Origin of the sequence: Pseudomonas sp. W4I3 (assembly GCF_030816195.1) — a bacterium.
In the GTDB taxonomy this organism is placed as follows: Bacteria; Pseudomonadota; Gammaproteobacteria; order Pseudomonadales; family Pseudomonadaceae; genus Aquipseudomonas.
In genome coordinates this window covers 2,594,928-2,611,589 of record NZ_JAUSXS010000001.1, presented here as the reverse complement: position 1 = coordinate 2,611,589, position 16,662 = coordinate 2,594,928, and the positions used below count along the sequence as shown (strand labels likewise).

Genomic DNA, 16,662 nt, shown 5'->3' with positions numbered 1-16,662 from the left:
GTCTCCTGCTAACCACTAATAATTGTTATGGACTGCGAATCGAATTTCAGACGGCCCAGAACGCTGGTGCGCTGGCCAGTGCCGACTTGATCAGTTGTACCGCTTCGTCGATGTCCCGCTCGGTGGTAAACCGGCCCAGGCTTAAGCGAATGGTACGGCTGGCGCTGCGTGCGTCATGCCCCAAAGCCAGAAGCACATGGGACGGCGCATTGCTCGCCGAATTGCACGCTGAAGTCGCCGAGAAGGCAATCCCGGCACTCAACGCACCGGTATTGAATTCGCCTTCGCTGAACGTAAGGCTAAGCGTATGAGGGATTCGCTGTGTAAGGCTGCCGTTGAGGCGCACACCTGCAATCGGGCCCAACTGATCCAACAGACGCTGACGCAAGGCCACGATCTGCGCCTTCTCTTCGGCAAAGGACGCCGCCGCCAGGGCGAACGCCGTGCCCATGCCCGCAATCTGGTGAGTCGCCAGGGTACCTGAACGCAAGCCGCCTTCATGACCGCCGCCATGAATTTGCGCCAATACCTTCTGTTGCGCCCGAGGTCCTACGTACAACGCGCCGATGCCCTTCGGACCGTAAAGCTTGTGGGCGGAAAACGACATCAAATCCACCGGCCACTGCGCCAGGTCGATGGCCACCTTGCCCGCCCCTTGCGCCGCGTCCACGTGAAACAACGCACCCTGCTTACGCACCCGGGCGCCGATGGCCGGGATGTCGTTCAACGTGCCCAGTTCGTTATTGACCAGCATCAGCGACACCAGAAAGGTGTCTTCACGCAGCGCTTCACTGACGGCCTCGACACTGATCAAGCCATCGGCATCAGGCACCAGATACGTCACCGCCACCCCGGCTTCCTGCAGTTGCCGCGCGGTGTCGAGCGTGGCCTTGTGCTCGATCTGGCTGGTGATCATATGCCCACCCGCCACGCCACGCGCCTGGGCCACGCCCTTGATCGCCAGGTTGTTGGATTCGGTGGCGCCGGAGGTCCAGACGATCTGCTCGGGCTGGGCGCCAACCAGTTCGGCCACCTGATGACGCGCCTGCTCAACCGTTTGCCGGGCCGCTTGGCCGAACGCGTGGGAACTGGAGGCTGGGTTACCGAAATTGGCATTGAAGCCCAGACACTCGACCATCACTTGAATGACCCGCTCATCCACCGGTGTGGTGGCGGCATAGTCGAAATACAGCGGACGTTTATTCATGACGTTAGAAACTCGCAGAGCGTGTTCCCGCGAGCAATGTCGCGGGGGCATCGAACAGAACAGAGGTCGTCAGGTTTAACTGATCGAGTGCCATTAAAGAAGGACCACTTTATGAAAATGTGCGTAGGAACGCTCCTGAAATTCAGCTTAACAGGCTGAAGTCACGCCATGGAAAACAAAAAACCCGAGATTCCTGTGAGGGAAACCCGGGTTTTTCACCGCAACAGCACCGCTCAACTGGGGCGATCCTTCAAGGCCACACTGCGCTCGGCATTCATTTCGCCCTGATGATCAAAGCCGAAAGACTTCTGTGGCTGGCCGTTCAACGCCGCGCGCTGCTGTTGATACTCATCAAATGACAAGCCACGGCGGCTCAGCGCTTCCAGGGCCAACTGCTTGGTTTCTTGCGCGGTATAAGGGCGCAATTCAGGCGAGGGATGAGTCGCGCATCCGGCGAGGACAGAGGTGGCAATCAAGAGCGAGATAGCGAGTAAGCGGTTCATGGCGGTGGCCCTGCAAAGGAGGTTTCGAGTCAATGAACACAGGCTACTCCCGAGCCTTCCCAGTGAAAAATCACCGCCCTCGATAGTTGCTATCAACCGTTGCGACATGCCCGATAGGCACGCCTTATATTCTTTTAAGATCTATAAATATGTTAATCGATTAATTTACGGAATATAAGAATCCCTCTATAAACACCCCAACGCTGCGCGCCAAACACTTGAGACCGATGAGGCCCCTCGCCACCCTTCAATTGCATTGCCACACACGACTGAGGTTCTCCCCCGTGACCGCTAACCCCCACAGCGTGCCACTTTCTGCACTGCAGACCGCCAAATTGCTGGCCGCCGAGTTCGCGCTCACCGCCGTGGAGCGTGACGAACGCGGCGGCACACCCAAAGCTGAACGCGACGCTCTGCGCCAAAGTGGCCTGCTCGCGCTGAGTATTCCCGGCCAGTACGGCGGGCTAGGTGCGCGCTGGAGCGAGACGCTGGATGTCGTGCGCGAGTTCGCCAAGGTCGACAGCTCCATCGCCCATGTCTTTGGTTTTCATCACCTGATGCTCGCTACCGTGCGCCTGTTTTCGCGGCCGGACCAATGGCAACCGTGGTTCGAACAAACTGCGCGTAAGAATTGGTTCTGGGGCAATGCCCTCAACCCGCTGGACACGCGTACGGTGGTCAAGGACTTCGGCGGCTGGCGGGAATTTTCCGGCAAGAAGAGTTTCTGCTCCGGCGCCAACGATTCAGAAATGCTCATCGCCTCGGCCGTGGATGAGCGCGCTGGGGGCAAGCTGCTGATTGCCGCCATCCCCAGCGGGCGCAGCGGGATCACCTTGCACGATGACTGGAACACGATCGGCCAGCGCCAGACCGACAGTGGCAGCGCCAGCTTCGAACGGGTGCGCGTAGAGGGAGTCCGAATTACTGCTCGATCCAGGCCCCCTGAGTACGCCGTTCGCCTGCCTGCGGCCGTTGATCGCGCAGCTCACCTTCACCCATCTGTTTTTAGGCATTGCCGAAGGCGCCTTCGAAGAGGCGCGCCACTACACCCTGACCGAAACCCGTGCGTGGCATAAATCCATGGCCCAGGACGTGCGCCAGGACCCTTACGTGCTGCACCACTACGGCGACTTCTGGGTCGCGCTGCAAAGCGTGCGCCTGCTGGTGGAACACGCCGCCGAGCTGTTCGACCAGGCATGGGCCAAAGGGCCCAACCTCAGCGAACAGGAACGCGGCAAACTGGCTATTGCAATCGCTACCGCAAAAGTTGCCGCGACGCGCCAGGGGCTGGATCTGTGCACCCGCCTATTCGAAGTCACCGGCGCGCGCTCCACCCACGCGTCACTGCGCCTGGACCGCCACTGGCGCAACCTGCGCACGCAAACCCTGCACGACCCGCTGGATTACAAACTCCACGAACTGGGTGACTGGGCGCTGAACCAGACCCTGCCGATTCCCACGTTCTATTCCTAAGAGAGGTGCCCATGCAGTTGTTGACCCTCCCCCCCTCGCCCGCCCTCGCGACCTCGATTCGCGCCACGGCACAGGTGTTTGAAGACCCGAAATCCCAGGCCTTGCTCGACCATATCCAGCAAGTGGCGCCCAGCGAAGCCAGCGTACTGATCATCGGTGAGACCGGTACCGGTAAAGAACTGGTGGCGCGGCATATCCATAACCTCAGTGCGCGGCGCAACCGACCGTTCGTGGCAGTGAACTGCGGAGCGTTCTCTGAATCACTCGTCGAAGCCGAACTGTTCGGCCACGAAAAAGGTGCCTTTACCGGCGCCCTCAGCGCCAAAGCGGGCTGGTTCGAGGAGGCGGACGGGGGCACCTTGTTCCTCGACGAAATCGGCGATCTGCCGATGGCCATTCAGGTCAAGCTGCTGCGGGTGCTGCAGGAACGCGAAGTGGTGCGCCTGGGTTCGCGCAAGAGCATTCCTATCGATGTCCGGGTACTGGCCGCAACCAACGTACAACTTGAAAAAGCCATCAACGCCGGGCACTTCCGCGAAGACCTGTATTACCGTCTCGACGTGGTCAGCCTGGAACTCAGCCCACTGCGCGAGCGCCCCGGCGATATCCTGCCGCTGACCCGACACTTCATCGAAGCCTATAGCCAACGCCTGGGCTATGGCCCGATCGCTATCAGCCGTGAAGCCGAACACAAACTCAAGAGCTACAGCTGGCCCGGTAATATTCGCGAGCTGGAGAACGTGATTCACCACACCTTGTTGATCTGCCGCAACAGCGTGATCGAACGCGACGACTTGCGCCTGTCCAACCTGCGCATCGAGCGCCAGGACGACAGCCAGCACGGCATCGACAACAGCGCCGAAGCATTGCTGGCGCGCGCCTTTCAGAAGCTGTTCGAGGAACAGGCCGGCGCCCTGCATGAAAAGGTCGAGGATGCGCTGTTACGCGCGGCTTACCGCTTCAGTCATTACAACCAGGTGCACACCGCCAGCCTGCTGGGTTTGAGCCGCAACGTCACGCGCACGCGCCTGATCAAGATCGGTGAGTTGGCGGTAAACAAGCGTCGACCTGGAGAAAACCTGCAGGGCGAGCGGATGCTGCACCTATCCATTTAAGCGGCAGTGCAAGGCATCGTCATGGCTGCGCTCAAAACTGCGCAACACCTGGAACGAATCGAAGATCACCGCCTTGGCCTGGTGCACCCGGATGAGCGTCCAGAAATCCTCGCCACCCTGCTCGAAGCGCCTGAAGGCCGCCTCGCCAGCCTCGCGGGATTGCCACTGCAAGTAGTTGAGTACCCGTCGCCCATCATCGCTGACCTGCACGCTTGCACTCACAAAGCCGGCTTGGCTCTCGGCCAGTCGCTCGCTCTGGACGGTCAAGGCGGCGACCAGGGCGGATTGCTGGCGGGGGTCGATCTGGAATTCGATCAACTGCGTGAAGCTGCGATTTTTCTCTGATGCCTGCATGAACACTCCCCTTTCTCTGTAAGCAGAATCTTGCGATCCAGTGCCATGCAGGGTAAAACCTCCAGTTAAGTCAAGGTCAAGTGATGAATCGGAGTGTGTATGCTCAACAAGGAACTCACCGTTGGCCAGTTGGCTGCCCGTAGCGGCGTGGCGGTCACGGCACTGCATTTCTACGAAACCAAAGGGCTGATCAAAAGCAATCGCAACGCTGGCAATCAGCGGCGCTACCCACGGGATGTGCTGCGGCGTGTGGGGGTGATCAAAGTCGCTCAACGCCTGGGCATTCCACTGGCAACCATCGGCGAGGCGTTACAGGCACTGCCCGATGGCCGCACGCCCACCGCCAAGGATTGGGCACGCCTGTCGGCCCGCTGGCGCGAAGACCTGGATGAGCGGATCAACAAATTAGTGCTGCTGCGCGACAAGCTCAACGGCTGCATTGGCTGTGGGTGCTTGTCGATGGACGCCTGCCCGTTGCGCAACCTGGGTGACCAGCTCGGTGAGCGTGGGCCGGGGGCGCAGTTGCTGGAGCCCGGTTGATCTGCCCGTCACAAACGCGCGTAGCCTTTGACTGAGATACAGATTTTTGCCCGAGGCTGATTACCGGTGGCTGCTACATCTCAGCGGTGGGAGGGACTGCTCCCTCCCACCGGGTGCGGTTAACCGGTGGGAGGCGTATCCGACACGTTTGGCCTGCCCCGGTAAGCCATGCACCCCAGCCAGAGCGTCATCACCAACAAGGCCGTCAGCGGTAGCCCATGGAACAGCACGATCACCTGGGCCGGCGTCCAGGTCACGTAGAACGGCCCGACCACCAGCATCCCCACACCGAAGCCCGCCATCTGAATCAGCGTCAACAAGCTGAACAGTGGCAGGCGCAAGCTATCCGGTTCACTTTGCGCACGGGAGACCAGCGCCACCTCGGACAGCCCATCCCCCAGCCCCGCCCACACCACCAACAGCAACGCCAGCCACAGTTCGGTTTGCTGGAAGGTCAGGATAAAGCCACTGGACATCAGCGCGACGCCGAACATGAACAGGCGCTCCATGCTGGATGTGCCCCGGCCTTTCAACAGCGCACTGGCCAGGCGTGCCCCGATGAACTTGCCACAGGCCCACACCGCCAGCAGATAACCCATCACCGTTTTAGCCGTATCTGGCGAAATGTACTGCGACAGCACCGGCCAACCGACGTTATGCGCCGCGCTGCCCAGGGTGTCGAGCATGCTGATCAACAACATGGCGGCCAACACCGGCGCGCCTCGCAGCCCCTTGGTCAACTCATGCCATTCGGCCGAGAGCCCGCGATGCGCGGCGACCGCGACGCTGTACAACGCACGCAACGGCAGGACCAGGCACGCGGCTATTACATAGGTGCCGATGTTCACCGCGAACACGGCCTCAAATCCCCCGGTGGCAATCAGCAAGCCCGAGAGCAAACTGCCGAACACGGCGCCGGTGGCGGCCGCCGAGGTGATCCAGGCATTGGTGTTCACCCGTTGCTCCAGGGCAACCCAGGTGGGCAATTGACTGTTGAGGCCAATGGCAAACAGCGAATTGCACAGGCCGATACCAAAGGCAATAAATGGCAGCAGGCTGAGTTGATGCGTGGGGATCAGCAACAACAGCGGTGTCAGCAACAGCGCGCGCGCCAGGTCCAGCCCCGCCAATGTGCCGCGCCCGGCGAAGCGCCTGAAAAACGGGATGCCAAACAGGCTGGCGACAATGCCGCCGGTTACGCGGCACGCCAGGAAGATACTGACGAACACCACGCTTTGGCTGAGCCAGTAGACATAGGTGGACAACGCCACCATGTTGAGAAAGGCGCCAAAGTCGGAAACGCCCCGCGCAAAAATGATCAGCCGGGCGTTGCGAGTCGACAGGCGCAACTGTTGGTCGTGGCTCATGCAGTCCGCGCCTCGTCATTGGAGGGCACGCTGCGCAGGCTGACCAACAGCATGTCGCGCCAGGCCGGTGTCGAATCGACCTTGGGCCGTACATCCCCGGCGCGATGGTAGAGGTCCCGGTCGTTGACCACGATGGTTTCCAGGAACTGCTCCATGGGCACATTCAGCACCCGACTCTGCTCCGTTTCATGGGTGAATACTTCCGAAACCACCGGCACCGTGTTGTGCTCGCCGATAAAATGCATGAACACCCAGTCCAGGCCATCCTGATGAATTCCCGAGGTGGTGGGGCTGCACGCCTGCGCATCCGCACGCACGCGGAACTGGTGGATATCGATGGTGTAGCTGTGTTCGCCCAAGTGCGGATCGATCACCGCCAGGTCAGCGGCCAGCAGCTTGCGCATCAGCGGATGTTCGATAAAACCTTCCTCGCTATAGCTCAAGTGATTCACCCCCTGGCGATAGTTGACGGCGTAGGTGACCGGCGACTTGAATTCAGTATTCCTGTCGATCTGCAATTGCCGTGAGGCTGTTAAACGATAGCGCAGGATACGTCGCTCGCGATGGGTGTACGCTTTGAACGCCTCGTCCCGCACCAGGTTGGCCCAGTATGCGCGAAAACTTTGCGCCTCTGCGGCCCCAACCTTGACCACTTCGGCGAAGTCACGGCGATGGCAGTAATGATGCTCGCGCAGATGCGCCGAAATCTGTGAGATGTCCATATCGCTATCCTGTCACTGGGTTGTCGATGACAACGCGCAATTGCTCAATAACCGCATCATGCAACGCCCGCGCATGGGCAGCGTCTTGCACTTTGGCCCAGCACTTGAGCAGATAGTGCTCCTCGATATCCGCATCGATCAGGTGCCCCGGTTCCAGCTGGGCATACTCCAGCACCGCGGCATTACGGTCCAGGAACTCCACACCCTCGATGCCCTCGAACCGGCCGCTGCGCTGCGGGTAAATCGCCAGCATCGCGTAATGTTGCCCCGCCTGCGCAACCTTGCGTGCGCCAGCCTCCAACTGCGCAGTGATACCCGGTTCGCCCATCAACAACGCGAGGTACAGCTGATAGGGATCGATACCGGCCAGGTCACGAAACGCCGCATTCACATAGAGCCCGCCCACACGCGGGTTGATCTCGATCACCACCGGCCCCTCCTCAGTCATGCGGAACTCGAAATGCACCACGGCGTTGGTCAGGCCGACCGCGTGCAGGCACGCTACGGCGTAGTCGCGGATCTGCTCGCACTGGCTGGCAGTGAAAGAGGTCGGTGGAGAAATCAGCAGGTTTTCGAGGACCGTGCCACTGCGCTCGGTCAACAGCAGTTTTTCGTTGATCAGCAGTGGATGGACCTGCGCGCCGGCCACCACGCATTCCACACTGCCTTCGATACCGGGGATGTAGCCCTCCAACAGGATACTGCGTCCGGGAATGTAGTCCTGCCGTTGGCCGTCGCGTTCGGGCAATGCGTGGGCGCAGCCATAGAAGTCCGCATACGCCGCCGCGGCGTGATCCCTGACGAAAAGCGCATAGTGGCCCTGCAGTTCCACCCAGTTGGAGCACTTCTTGATAAACGCAGAAGCGCCACCAAACGGCGGTTTGGCGATCAGCGGGTAACCCACCCGCTCGGCACTCTGCTGCAGTTGCTGTTCGTTGTTGCACAGTGCAAACGGCACGGAGCGAATGGCGTGCTGTTTCAGCGCCCTGCGCATCCGGAACTTGTTGTTGCACGCGGCAACTGCCTCGGGGTTGCTGTACACCAGGCCCAGCCGCTGGCAAGCCCGCGCAACGATGCAGCCGACCTCGCCTTGCGCAGACGGATGACCGGCCTGACAGAAAATTCCACGAATCTGGTAGTGCTCATCGAGCTGGCCGACCACCTCGAGAATGGCCTCCTCGCTGAGTGCAGCGAGCAGGAACACCCCATCACTGTCATCCCTGAGCCGTTGCACATGCCTGCGCCCGGCTATACCCGCCGTCAAACACACCAGGCCCTGGGCGCGGGCCACCGCAAAATGCGGCTCTCGGTAGTTATAACGAACGGAACTACTGTCATCGACATCAATAAAAAGAATGGCGTCTTGTTTCATGATCGATACTGCCTCAGTCCGTAAGTTTTTTCAGGCATCCTGCCAACTGCACCACTGCCCTTCCCAGTTACGGAAACGGTAATGGCGCTTCCCGTCGCGCACTTCGAAGTGTGGTAAATCCTCGGGCTTTTCAAAGTCTAGCAGTGGCACCGTAAACTTGCCCTGCGCATGGGGCAGCACATATTCCGGCAGGGCAATATTGGACACCCGCCGTTTAAGGCGATCCATGATCGCAATGGCCTGACTGATCGACGCCTTGTATTCCGACGCACCGGGTGAAAACGGCATGAAGTGATATAAGTAATACGGCTTTACACCCAGACGATAAAGATCAATGAAGAGTTTATGCAGCGTGGCTTCATCGTCGTTGACGCCGCGTAACAACGGCATATTGGAAAATACAATCGGCACCACGCCCTGGATGCGTTTGACCGCCGCCGCAAAGTCGGGGCTGAGTTCGAGCGGATGGCACACGTGCACGCCGAACGCGTTGACCTTGTACTTTTCCAGCATCGCGATCAATTCATCGGTGACGCGAAACGGGTTGAAGCTTAAGGCGCGCGAGTGAATACGGATCAGCAGTTCGTCACTGATTCCACGCAGTGCGGCCAGGTACTCTTCGAGCTTGCGGTCGGCCAGCATCAACGGGTCACCGCCGCTGAGGATCACTTCTTCGATGGCCGGGTTGCCGCGGATGTACTCCACCGACTCCATGAAGGAGTCCTTGCTGGCGTTGGCCTTTTCAGTGCCCACCTGCAGCGTGCGCAGCGCCTCGAAGCAAAATTGGCAGTAGGCATTGCAGGTATTAGTGGTGCGCAGGATGACGCGATTGTCGTACTTGTGCTGGCAGATGGGCGTCTTCATTTCATGGCCCAGCTCCCAATTCTCGGAGGTGCCGTCGTAATCGCCTTCAATCTGCTCGCTCCAGTACGGCACCACTTGCCGCCACAGCGGGTGGTCCATGACCGTACCAGAGGTCAGCGAACGCTTGATCAGATCAATGTAGTAAGGCGTGATCTGCATCTTGCGCCCTTGCAGGTTGTGTTCGATATGCGCGGTCGTTTCCTCACCCCAGCCACCGCACGCATCGCGAAGTGTCGGCTCATCCCGCAAGGCATTCTTCTGCTGCCAGCGCCAGTCTTGCCACTGTACCGAGCGGTGAATTTCTTGATCAAACATCGACATGAGTAGGTACTCTCTGTTCAGGCATATGAATGCGTGCCGTTCCCTGGCGGGAACAGCGGTATTCGCAACAATGAAAATCGACTTAAGTCACGATTAAATGGCTGATTCGTTCAGCCACGCTGGACAGGCATGAATACTTATTAGTTGGGGACGCAGATAAACGACTGAAACGCTCATGCACTAAACTTCCTTTTTAGAATTATTTGACTTCCAGGCCGCCATCCACTTAAGCGGATGGTTTCTACGCCGTCAATACAACACCGCTGAATTTCCCCGAAATTAAATCATGATTGCGCTTAACCACCCGTAATCAGGGGTATTTTATCGTTCAAATTCGTTCATTTAAAAAGTAAATAACACTGCACCTCTCATTATCCGATTTATACCCTTGCGCTATTACTACTTATATAACTACGTAGCCCGGTAGATGTAACTTGGCTTTCGGCGTGCGTTTCGCATGCAGCCGCAACCTGGCGGCAATCCCCAGACGACCATCGCCCGCGCCGACCGCGTTTTCTGTGAAGCCGAAACATTTTCTTTCATTTCCCCCTTAGGGATTTCTCATTCTCATTCGTCTTAATTTAGATACAGCCCGTCGCGTCAGCAAAAGCTACGACCGGCCTTTTCCGGGCCTCCATCGCCCCTCCGATCAAGACCCTCATTCACATGTCGAAGAAGTCACGCTCAAAACTCTGGTTTCTCGTACACAGCTGGCTGGCATTGCCCATCTGGTTCTTTGTACTGATCGTCTGCGTCACCGGCACCCTGGCGGTGGTCAGCCAGGAAATCGTCTGGCTCGCCAACCCGGATATCCGCGCAAGCAAGCCATCGGATGATGCCCAACCGCTGAGCTTCGACCAGGTGATCGCCGCCATCCAGCGCGACGCCCCCCAAGTCATCGTGCGTTCGATCATCCGCCCTGACGAATCGCACTTCGCGTTGACGGTCGGCCTCAGCTATCCCGACGGGCGTTCGGTCGAGGCTTATGCCAACCCCTACACGGGCGCCATCCAGGGCATCAGCCCGCCATTCAACTTCCAGCAATTTACCCGCGCCCTGCACGGCTGGTGGCTGGTGCCGTTCACCAACGGCTACAGCTGGGGCTGGTACCTGGTGTCATTGCTTGGCCTGCCTTTGCTGGCTTCGTTGATTACCGGGTTGGTGGTGTACAAGCGTTTCTGGAAAGGTTTCCTGCGCCCCACCCTGCGCATTCGCCATGGCGCGCGCATTTTCTGGGGTGATTTCCACCGCCTGAGTGGTATCTGGTCGATCTGGTTCATCGCCGTCATTTCCATTACCGGCACCTGGTTCCTGATCGAGGCGACCCTGGCCGACAATCAGATTTCCATCTCCAGCGAGCCCATCGTGCCGGTGATTGCCCGGGAGAAGGTGCCGCTGTCCGCACCCGGCGTGCCGGCGCCGATGATCGGCCTGGACGAAGCAATCAAGATCGCCACCCAGCGCATCCCGGGACTGGAGGCCACGTTTGCGTTCCTGCCGCTCAATGCCTACAGCCACCTGCAGATCGGCGGGCGCGGCTGGTACCCGCTGATGTTCCAGACCGCACAATTGAACCCCTACAGCGGTGAAGTCGCCGTCTCACATCTGCTGTCGGACCGCACCACGCTGGAGTTCGTCACCGAGTCCATGCGCCCGCTGCACACCGGTGACTTTGGCGGCCTGTGGATCAAGCTGATCTGGGCCTTCTTCGGCCTGGTGCTGAGCATGATGGTGTTGAGCGGCTTGCTCATCTGGACCAAGCGCACCGCCCTGGCCACGCTCAACGCCCTCAAGCGCGAGGCCAAGACCCAGCGCAAGCCGGTGCCCCTCCCAGCCTTGCAGGCAGAAACCTCGGAGACTCACTGATGAGCAAGGTCGCGACCCAACCCTCTTCACCCTTGCGAAACTGGTGGTTGAAGTGGCGTTTCCATCTCAACATTCTGCTGTTGCTGGTGCCGCTGGGGTTCATGCCCAAGTATTTCGCCGATGCCGCCCTGTTTCGCGGCGATGCCGGGATCGGCGAGCGGGTCGCCGGGGACGTTCAGGTCGGCCCCTGGAGCCTGACCCTCGCGGAGTTTCGCAACGAAGGCCCGAGCCCTGATCCGGCCGGCCCGATGAAAGCCTTTAACGCCGCCCTGTGCGCCACCTGCGCCGAGCAGGTCAAGGCCACTTACCTGCGCATCGGCAAGCCTCGAAGCCTGCGGGCCGCCGGGGTGATCTTCTTTGGCACGCCCTACCGCATGGGCGCCGTGTTGCCGGTGCCGGAGCGCACGCCGGTCGACGCCGAACTGTGGGTCACCATGGAAGGCTGGGACGGCAGCATGCACCAGGGTTCCATCCCGCTGAGCCAGGCCTCGCCTGCCACCATTGCCTGGCTGAACAAGCAAGGAGTCAAACCATGATGTTCAAACGCCTGACGCGCGCCGGTTGCGTGCTAGTGCTCAGTGCCGGTTTCAGTCACGTTGCCCTCGCCCACAACCCGATGTGCGAATGCAAGGAAATCCCCGGCGAGCAGATCCAATGCAAAGGAGGCTTCTCCGACGGCAGCGGCGCTCCGGGGGTGACCCTGGATGTGATCGGCTACGACGAGACCATCCTGGTGCCGGGCAAGCTCGGTGAGGATTCGACCCTGACCTTCAAGAAACCGACGTCCGAATTCTATGTACTGTTCGATGCGGGCCCCGGTCACGTGGTGGAAATCGACCAAGCGGATATCCAGGCGCAATGAGTACCGTAAACGTCGTGCGCCCGGCCGGCGCGGGTCATGAAACCCTCTATGTGTTGTTGCTGTGCCTGATCATCCTTGCGGTGGCGGGAACGGTGGTTGCCTTGCACGGTGAAACCCAGGAAGTGGCAGCGCTGCCCAGCCACCAACTGGATGCCCGACGCGACCTGAGCGCCGCCGAACAAGGCATCTACGCCGATTTGCGGGTGACCCTGGATGAAATCCATTTGCTGCAGCAGGAGCAGCGCGCACTGCCGACGCCGGAGCAATTGGCAGAAGAAGGCTTTGCGCCATTCGCCCAGGACGCCAGTTCCGTCAGCCGTGGCGATCATCGCTGGCAGCTGCTCGCCCCCTCGACCTACCTGGGGCTGAGCCAGGCAACGGGCACCAGCGGCTCGCTGTTGATGCGCGTGCAGGGCACCGAGCCGGATATCTGGCTCAACCGTGGGAAAGACCTGGCCGCCCCCTCCGACCTTTCTGACCAGGCGCTGATCGCCGCCGGCTGGCAGCAAGTGGTCGCGCAATTCGATGCTGGCGTCACGCGCCAGCACCGCCACTGAACGAGAAGACCGAGTGCCCATGTCCATTTCATCTCCCCTGTTGCGCCTGTTGCTGGTTGGCCTGTTCAGCCTGATGCTCGCTCCCCTGGCAAACGCCGAGGCGGGTAAACGCCTGCGCATCGGCATCACCTTGCATCCCTACTACAGCTACGTGGCCAACATTGTCGGCGACAAAGCCGACGTGGTGCCGTTGATTCCGGCCGGGTTCAACCCCCATGCCTACGAGCCGCGCGCCGAAGACATCAAGCGCATCAGCACCCTGGACGTGATCGTGCTCAACGGCGTTGGCCATGACGACTTTGCCGACCGAATGATCGCCACCAGCGAGCGCCCGGACATCAAGGTGATCGAAGCCAACCAGAACGTGCCCCTGCTGGCCGCCACCGGCAATGCCGCGCGCGGTGCCGGCAAGGTGGTCAACCCGCACACCTTCCTGTCGATCAGTGCGTCGATTGCCCAGGTCAACAACATCGCCCGCGAGCTGGGCAAGCTCGACCCGGACAACGCCCGCGCCTACACCCAGAACGCCCGCGCCTACGGCAAACGCCTGCGCCAGATGCGCGCCGATGCCCTGGCCAAACTGACCAGCGCGCCCAACCCGGACCTGCGCGTGGCCACGGTGCACGCGGCCTACGACTACCTGCTGCGCGAGTTCGGCCTGGAAGTCACCGCAGTGGTCGAACCGGCCCACGGCATCGAGCCCAGCCCCAGCCAGTTGAAGAAAACCATCGACGAACTGCGTGCCCTGGACGTGAAAGTGATCTTCTCGGAGATGGATTTCCCGTCCACCTATGTCGATACGATCCAGCGTGAGTCCGGGGTCAAGCTGTACCCGCTGTCACATATTTCCTACGGCGAATACAGCGCGCAAAAGTATGAGGTGGAGATGACCGGCAACCTCAATACCGTGGTCCGTGCGATCCAGGAGTCGGGAACATGACAGCGGCGCAGCAACTGAACCTGGCTTGTGGCCCGACCCTCGACTTTGCCCAGGTCTCGCTGACCCTGGGCCGCACCGTGATTCTCGATGAGGTGAGCTTCCAGGTACGCCCCGGCAGCATTCACGCACTGGTCGGCCCGAATGGCGGTGGCAAAAGTTCGCTGATCAAGACCCTGCTCGGGCAAACGCCGCACCAGGGCCGATTGAGCCTGGAGTGGCCGACCACGCCAGGCACCATTGGCTATGTGCCCCAGGCCTTGGAGTTTGATCGGGGTTTGCCCATGACTGTGGATGATTTCATGGCCGCCATGTGCCAGCGGCGCCCGGCATTTCTCGGCCTGTCCCGCCACTACGCCGGCGCGATCGGCGAGGCGCTGGAGCGGGTTGGCATGCAGGACAAGCGCAAGCGCCGCATGGGGGCGCTGTCGGGCGGTGAGCGCCAGCGTGTGCTGCTGGCCCAGGGGCTGATTCCGGCGCCGCAATTGCTGGTGCTGGATGAACCGATGTCGGCCCTTGATGAGGCGGGTATCCAGGTGTTCGAGCGGCTGCTCAACGACTGGCGCCTGGCCGGGATTACCGTGCTGTGGATCGAGCACGACCTGGAAGCCGTCGCTCGCCTGGCCGACCACGTGACCGGCCTGAACCGCCGCGTGCTGTTCGACGCCACGCCCAAACAGGCACTCACTCCTGATCGCCTGCTGACCCTGTTCTCCACCCACCCTCGGAGCCTGGCGCAATGAGTTATGAAGCGTTTCGCCTGTTGGTCCAGGGCTGGGCCTCTGCCGGTTATCTGCCCGAGGCACTGGCCTATGGCTTTGTGGTCAACGCGCTGCTCGCCGGCCTGCTGATCGGCCCGGTGCTGGGTGGACTGGGCACGCTGGTGGTGGTCAAGCGCTTCGCGTTTTTCTCCGAAGCGGTCGGCCACGCCGCGCTGACCGGCGTCGCCGTGGGCATTCTGCTGGGTGAGCCCTACACCGGGCCGTACGGCAGCCTGTTCGGCTACTGCCTGCTGTTCGGCATCCTGCTCAATTACCTGCGCAACCGTACCGGCCTGGCGCCGGACACGCTGATCGGTGTGTTCCTGTCGGTGTCCCTGGCGCTGGGCGCGAGCCTGCTGTTGATCCTGGCTGGCAAGATCAACGTGCACATCCTGGAAAACGTGCTGTTTGGTTCGGTGTTGACGGTCAACGGCAACGACTTGCTGGTGCTGGCGGTGGTCGGCTCACTGGTGATGGCCCTGGCGCTGCCGCTGTACAACCGCATCATGCTCGCCAGCTTCAACCCGCAGTTGGCGGCGGTGCGCGGGGTGGCGGTGAAGACCCTGGACTACTTGTTCGTGATTCTGGTGACGTTGATCACCGTCGCGGCGGTCAAGGTAATCGGCGCCATTCTGGTCGGTGCGCTGTTGGTGATTCCGGCGGCGGCGGCGCGGCTGCTGAGCCAGTCGCTCAAAGGGTTTTTCTGGGTTTCGGTGGTGATCGCGACCCTCAGCACCCTGTGCGGCATCCTGCTGCCGATCATCTTCGACCTGCCTGTCCCGTCCGGCGCCGCGATTATTCTGGTCGCCGGTATCGCCTTCGCCCTCGCCGCGATCGCCCGCGGTACGGTGCCCAGCCTCAAAGGAAATCTTGGATAATGCGCCCTGACTTTCGCCCACTGGCCCTGGCCATTGCCTGCATGATCAGCACGTCGGCGTTCGCCGCCGTGGATGGCTTTCAAACCAAGGACTTCGTTGCCAACCATGGCCTTGGCCATGCGGCGCTGACCAAGGCCCACGCGGTAAAGCCGGTCAAGGTGCTCGCCTCGCTGCCGATCACCTACGGCCTCGCCGAGGTGCTGCTCAAGGGCTCCGATGTGCAGCTCGAACGCGCGGCGCCGGCCAACCTGCCCGGTTCGCGGCAAGTGTCGTATTTCACCGGGCGCGGTGCGTCGGCGCTGAGCCAACTGGCCCAGGATGCCGACGCCGCCATCGGCCTGCGCTCGCTGTGGGCCGATGACCCGCTCTACCCCGTGGCGCGGCGCAGCAATATCCGCATTGTCGAAGTCGACGCCGCACGCCCGGTGGACGGCGGCTTGCCGGGCATCGCGGTGCAGCCGGGCGTCAGTGATGGCTTGAACAGCCAACCATGGCAGTCGAGCAACAATATGGGGCGCATGGCCGATGTGCTGGCGGCCGACCTGAGCCGACTGGCGCCGGGCGCCAAACCACAGATCGACGCCAACCTGGCGACGCTCAAACAGCGCCTGCTCAAACTCGCCGCCGACAGCGAGGCACGCTTGGCCAAGGCCGACAACCTGACCGTTGTGAGCCTGAGCGATCACTTCGCCTATCTGGTCAGCAGCTTGAACCTGGAGGTGCTGGGCAACGATGCGCGACCAGACGCCGACTGGACGCCCGAGGCATTGCAAACACTCAGTGCCGACCTGAAGGCCAACGACGTCGCCGTTGTCCTGCATCATCGTCAGCCGAGTGACGCAGTAAAGGCTGCGGTCACCGCGGGGGGTTCACAGTTGGTGGTGTTGAATGTCGACGGCGCCGATCCGGTGACAGAGCTGCAAACCAATGTGGATCAGGTGATCAAGGCGCTGATGCCCTGAA

The 16,662-nt window shown here is 60.9% G+C and carries 17 protein-coding genes and 1 pseudogene; 11 read left to right on the top strand and 7 right to left on the bottom strand.

Translation table 11 applies throughout. The annotated features are described in order from the left end of the window. Positions 1-46 precede the first annotated feature (46 nt). Both QF045_RS12095 and QF045_RS12090 read right to left on the bottom strand, forming a co-directional pair. Positions 47-1,207, bottom strand: a complete 1,161-nt coding sequence (locus QF045_RS12095) for a cysteine desulfurase family protein (RefSeq protein ID WP_306492380.1) — start codon at positions 1,205-1,207, stop codon at positions 47-49. Positions 1,208-1,440: 233 nt separating this feature from the next. After that, complete coding sequence (locus QF045_RS12090) at positions 1,441-1,710, bottom strand: hypothetical protein (RefSeq protein WP_306492379.1); 270 nt, start codon at positions 1,708-1,710, stop codon at positions 1,441-1,443. A 284-nt stretch (positions 1,711-1,994) separates the two neighbouring features. Here QF045_RS12090 and QF045_RS12085 point away from each other — a divergent pair. Further along, positions 1,995-3,183: pseudogene (locus tag QF045_RS12085) on the top strand (acyl-CoA dehydrogenase family protein). 11 nt (positions 3,184-3,194) lie between these two features. Further along, entirely contained in the window at positions 3,195-4,298 is a 1,104-nt protein-coding gene (locus QF045_RS12080) for a sigma-54-dependent Fis family transcriptional regulator (protein ID WP_306492378.1), read from the top strand. On the opposite strand, the gene QF045_RS12075 is transcribed toward QF045_RS12080, so the two are convergent. Then, positions 4,287-4,652 (bottom strand): antibiotic biosynthesis monooxygenase, encoded by a 366-nt coding sequence (locus tag QF045_RS12075; RefSeq protein WP_306492377.1) that lies wholly within the window; start codon positions 4,650-4,652, stop codon positions 4,287-4,289. The genes QF045_RS12080 and QF045_RS12075 overlap by 12 nt on opposite strands. Before the next feature lie 99 nt (positions 4,653-4,751). On the opposite strand from QF045_RS12075, the gene soxR reads away from it, so the two are divergent. Next, positions 4,752-5,192: a redox-sensitive transcriptional activator SoxR gene (gene soxR / locus QF045_RS12070; protein WP_306492376.1), complete on the top strand. Its 441-nt coding sequence runs from the start codon at positions 4,752-4,754 to the stop codon at positions 5,190-5,192. 119 nt (positions 5,193-5,311) lie between these two features. Here soxR and QF045_RS12065 read toward each other — a convergent pair whose 3' ends face one another. Genes QF045_RS12065 through QF045_RS12050 form a run of 4 tightly spaced genes read right to left on the bottom strand, consistent with a single transcriptional unit; the run spans position 5,312 to position 9,838 of the window. Beyond that, the gene (locus QF045_RS12065; RefSeq protein WP_306492375.1) at positions 5,312-6,559 is read right to left on the bottom strand and encodes an MFS transporter; all 1,248 of its coding nucleotides are present in this window, start codon (positions 6,557-6,559) and stop codon (positions 5,312-5,314) included. Then, on the bottom strand, positions 6,556-7,281 hold the full coding sequence (locus QF045_RS12060) for a 2OG-Fe dioxygenase family protein (RefSeq protein ID WP_306492374.1): 726 nt from the start codon (positions 7,279-7,281) through the stop codon (positions 6,556-6,558). The genes QF045_RS12065 and QF045_RS12060 overlap by 4 nt, the downstream gene beginning before the upstream one ends. Before the next feature lie 4 nt (positions 7,282-7,285). Next, positions 7,286-8,653 carry an acetyl-CoA carboxylase biotin carboxylase subunit family protein gene (locus QF045_RS12055; RefSeq protein WP_306492373.1) on the bottom strand — a complete coding sequence of 456 codons (1,368 nt, stop codon included), beginning with the start codon at positions 8,651-8,653 and terminating at the stop codon, positions 7,286-7,288. Between the two features lie 30 nt (positions 8,654-8,683). Beyond that, the gene (locus QF045_RS12050) at positions 8,684-9,838 is read right to left on the bottom strand and encodes a KamA family radical SAM protein (RefSeq protein ID WP_306492372.1); all 1,155 of its coding nucleotides are present in this window, start codon (positions 9,836-9,838) and stop codon (positions 8,684-8,686) included. A 666-nt stretch (positions 9,839-10,504) separates the two neighbouring features. On the opposite strand from QF045_RS12050, the gene QF045_RS12045 reads away from it, so the two are divergent. Genes QF045_RS12045 through QF045_RS12010 form a run of 8 tightly spaced genes read left to right on the top strand, consistent with a single transcriptional unit; the run spans position 10,505 to position 16,661 of the window. Beyond that, positions 10,505-11,704 (top strand): PepSY domain-containing protein, encoded by a 1,200-nt coding sequence (locus QF045_RS12045; protein WP_306492371.1) that lies wholly within the window; start codon positions 10,505-10,507, stop codon positions 11,702-11,704. Then, entirely contained in the window at positions 11,704-12,240 is a 537-nt protein-coding gene (locus QF045_RS12040) for a thiamine pyrophosphate-binding protein (RefSeq protein ID WP_306492370.1), read from the top strand. The genes QF045_RS12045 and QF045_RS12040 overlap by 1 nt, the downstream gene beginning before the upstream one ends. Further along, positions 12,237-12,566 (top strand): hypothetical protein, encoded by a 330-nt coding sequence (locus QF045_RS12035; RefSeq protein ID WP_306492369.1) that lies wholly within the window; start codon positions 12,237-12,239, stop codon positions 12,564-12,566. Before QF045_RS12040 ends, QF045_RS12035 begins: the two co-directional genes overlap by 4 nt. Then, complete coding sequence (locus tag QF045_RS12030; protein WP_306492368.1) at positions 12,563-13,123, top strand: DUF6162 family protein; 561 nt, start codon at positions 12,563-12,565, stop codon at positions 13,121-13,123. Before QF045_RS12035 ends, QF045_RS12030 begins: the two co-directional genes overlap by 4 nt. 19 nt (positions 13,124-13,142) lie before the next feature. After that, the gene (locus QF045_RS12025; protein ID WP_306492367.1) at positions 13,143-14,063 is read left to right on the top strand and encodes a metal ABC transporter substrate-binding protein; all 921 of its coding nucleotides are present in this window, start codon (positions 13,143-13,145) and stop codon (positions 14,061-14,063) included. After that, positions 14,060-14,803 carry a metal ABC transporter ATP-binding protein gene (locus QF045_RS12020; protein WP_306492366.1) on the top strand — a complete coding sequence of 248 codons (744 nt, stop codon included), beginning with the start codon at positions 14,060-14,062 and terminating at the stop codon, positions 14,801-14,803. Before QF045_RS12025 ends, QF045_RS12020 begins: the two co-directional genes overlap by 4 nt. Continuing rightward, positions 14,800-15,699 (top strand): metal ABC transporter permease, encoded by a 900-nt coding sequence (locus tag QF045_RS12015; RefSeq protein WP_306492365.1) that lies wholly within the window; start codon positions 14,800-14,802, stop codon positions 15,697-15,699. The genes QF045_RS12020 and QF045_RS12015 overlap by 4 nt, the downstream gene beginning before the upstream one ends. Then, on the top strand, positions 15,699-16,661 hold the full coding sequence (locus QF045_RS12010) for a metal ABC transporter solute-binding protein, Zn/Mn family (protein ID WP_306492364.1): 963 nt from the start codon (positions 15,699-15,701) through the stop codon (positions 16,659-16,661). Before QF045_RS12015 ends, QF045_RS12010 begins: the two co-directional genes overlap by 1 nt. Position 16,662 lies beyond the last annotated feature (1 nt).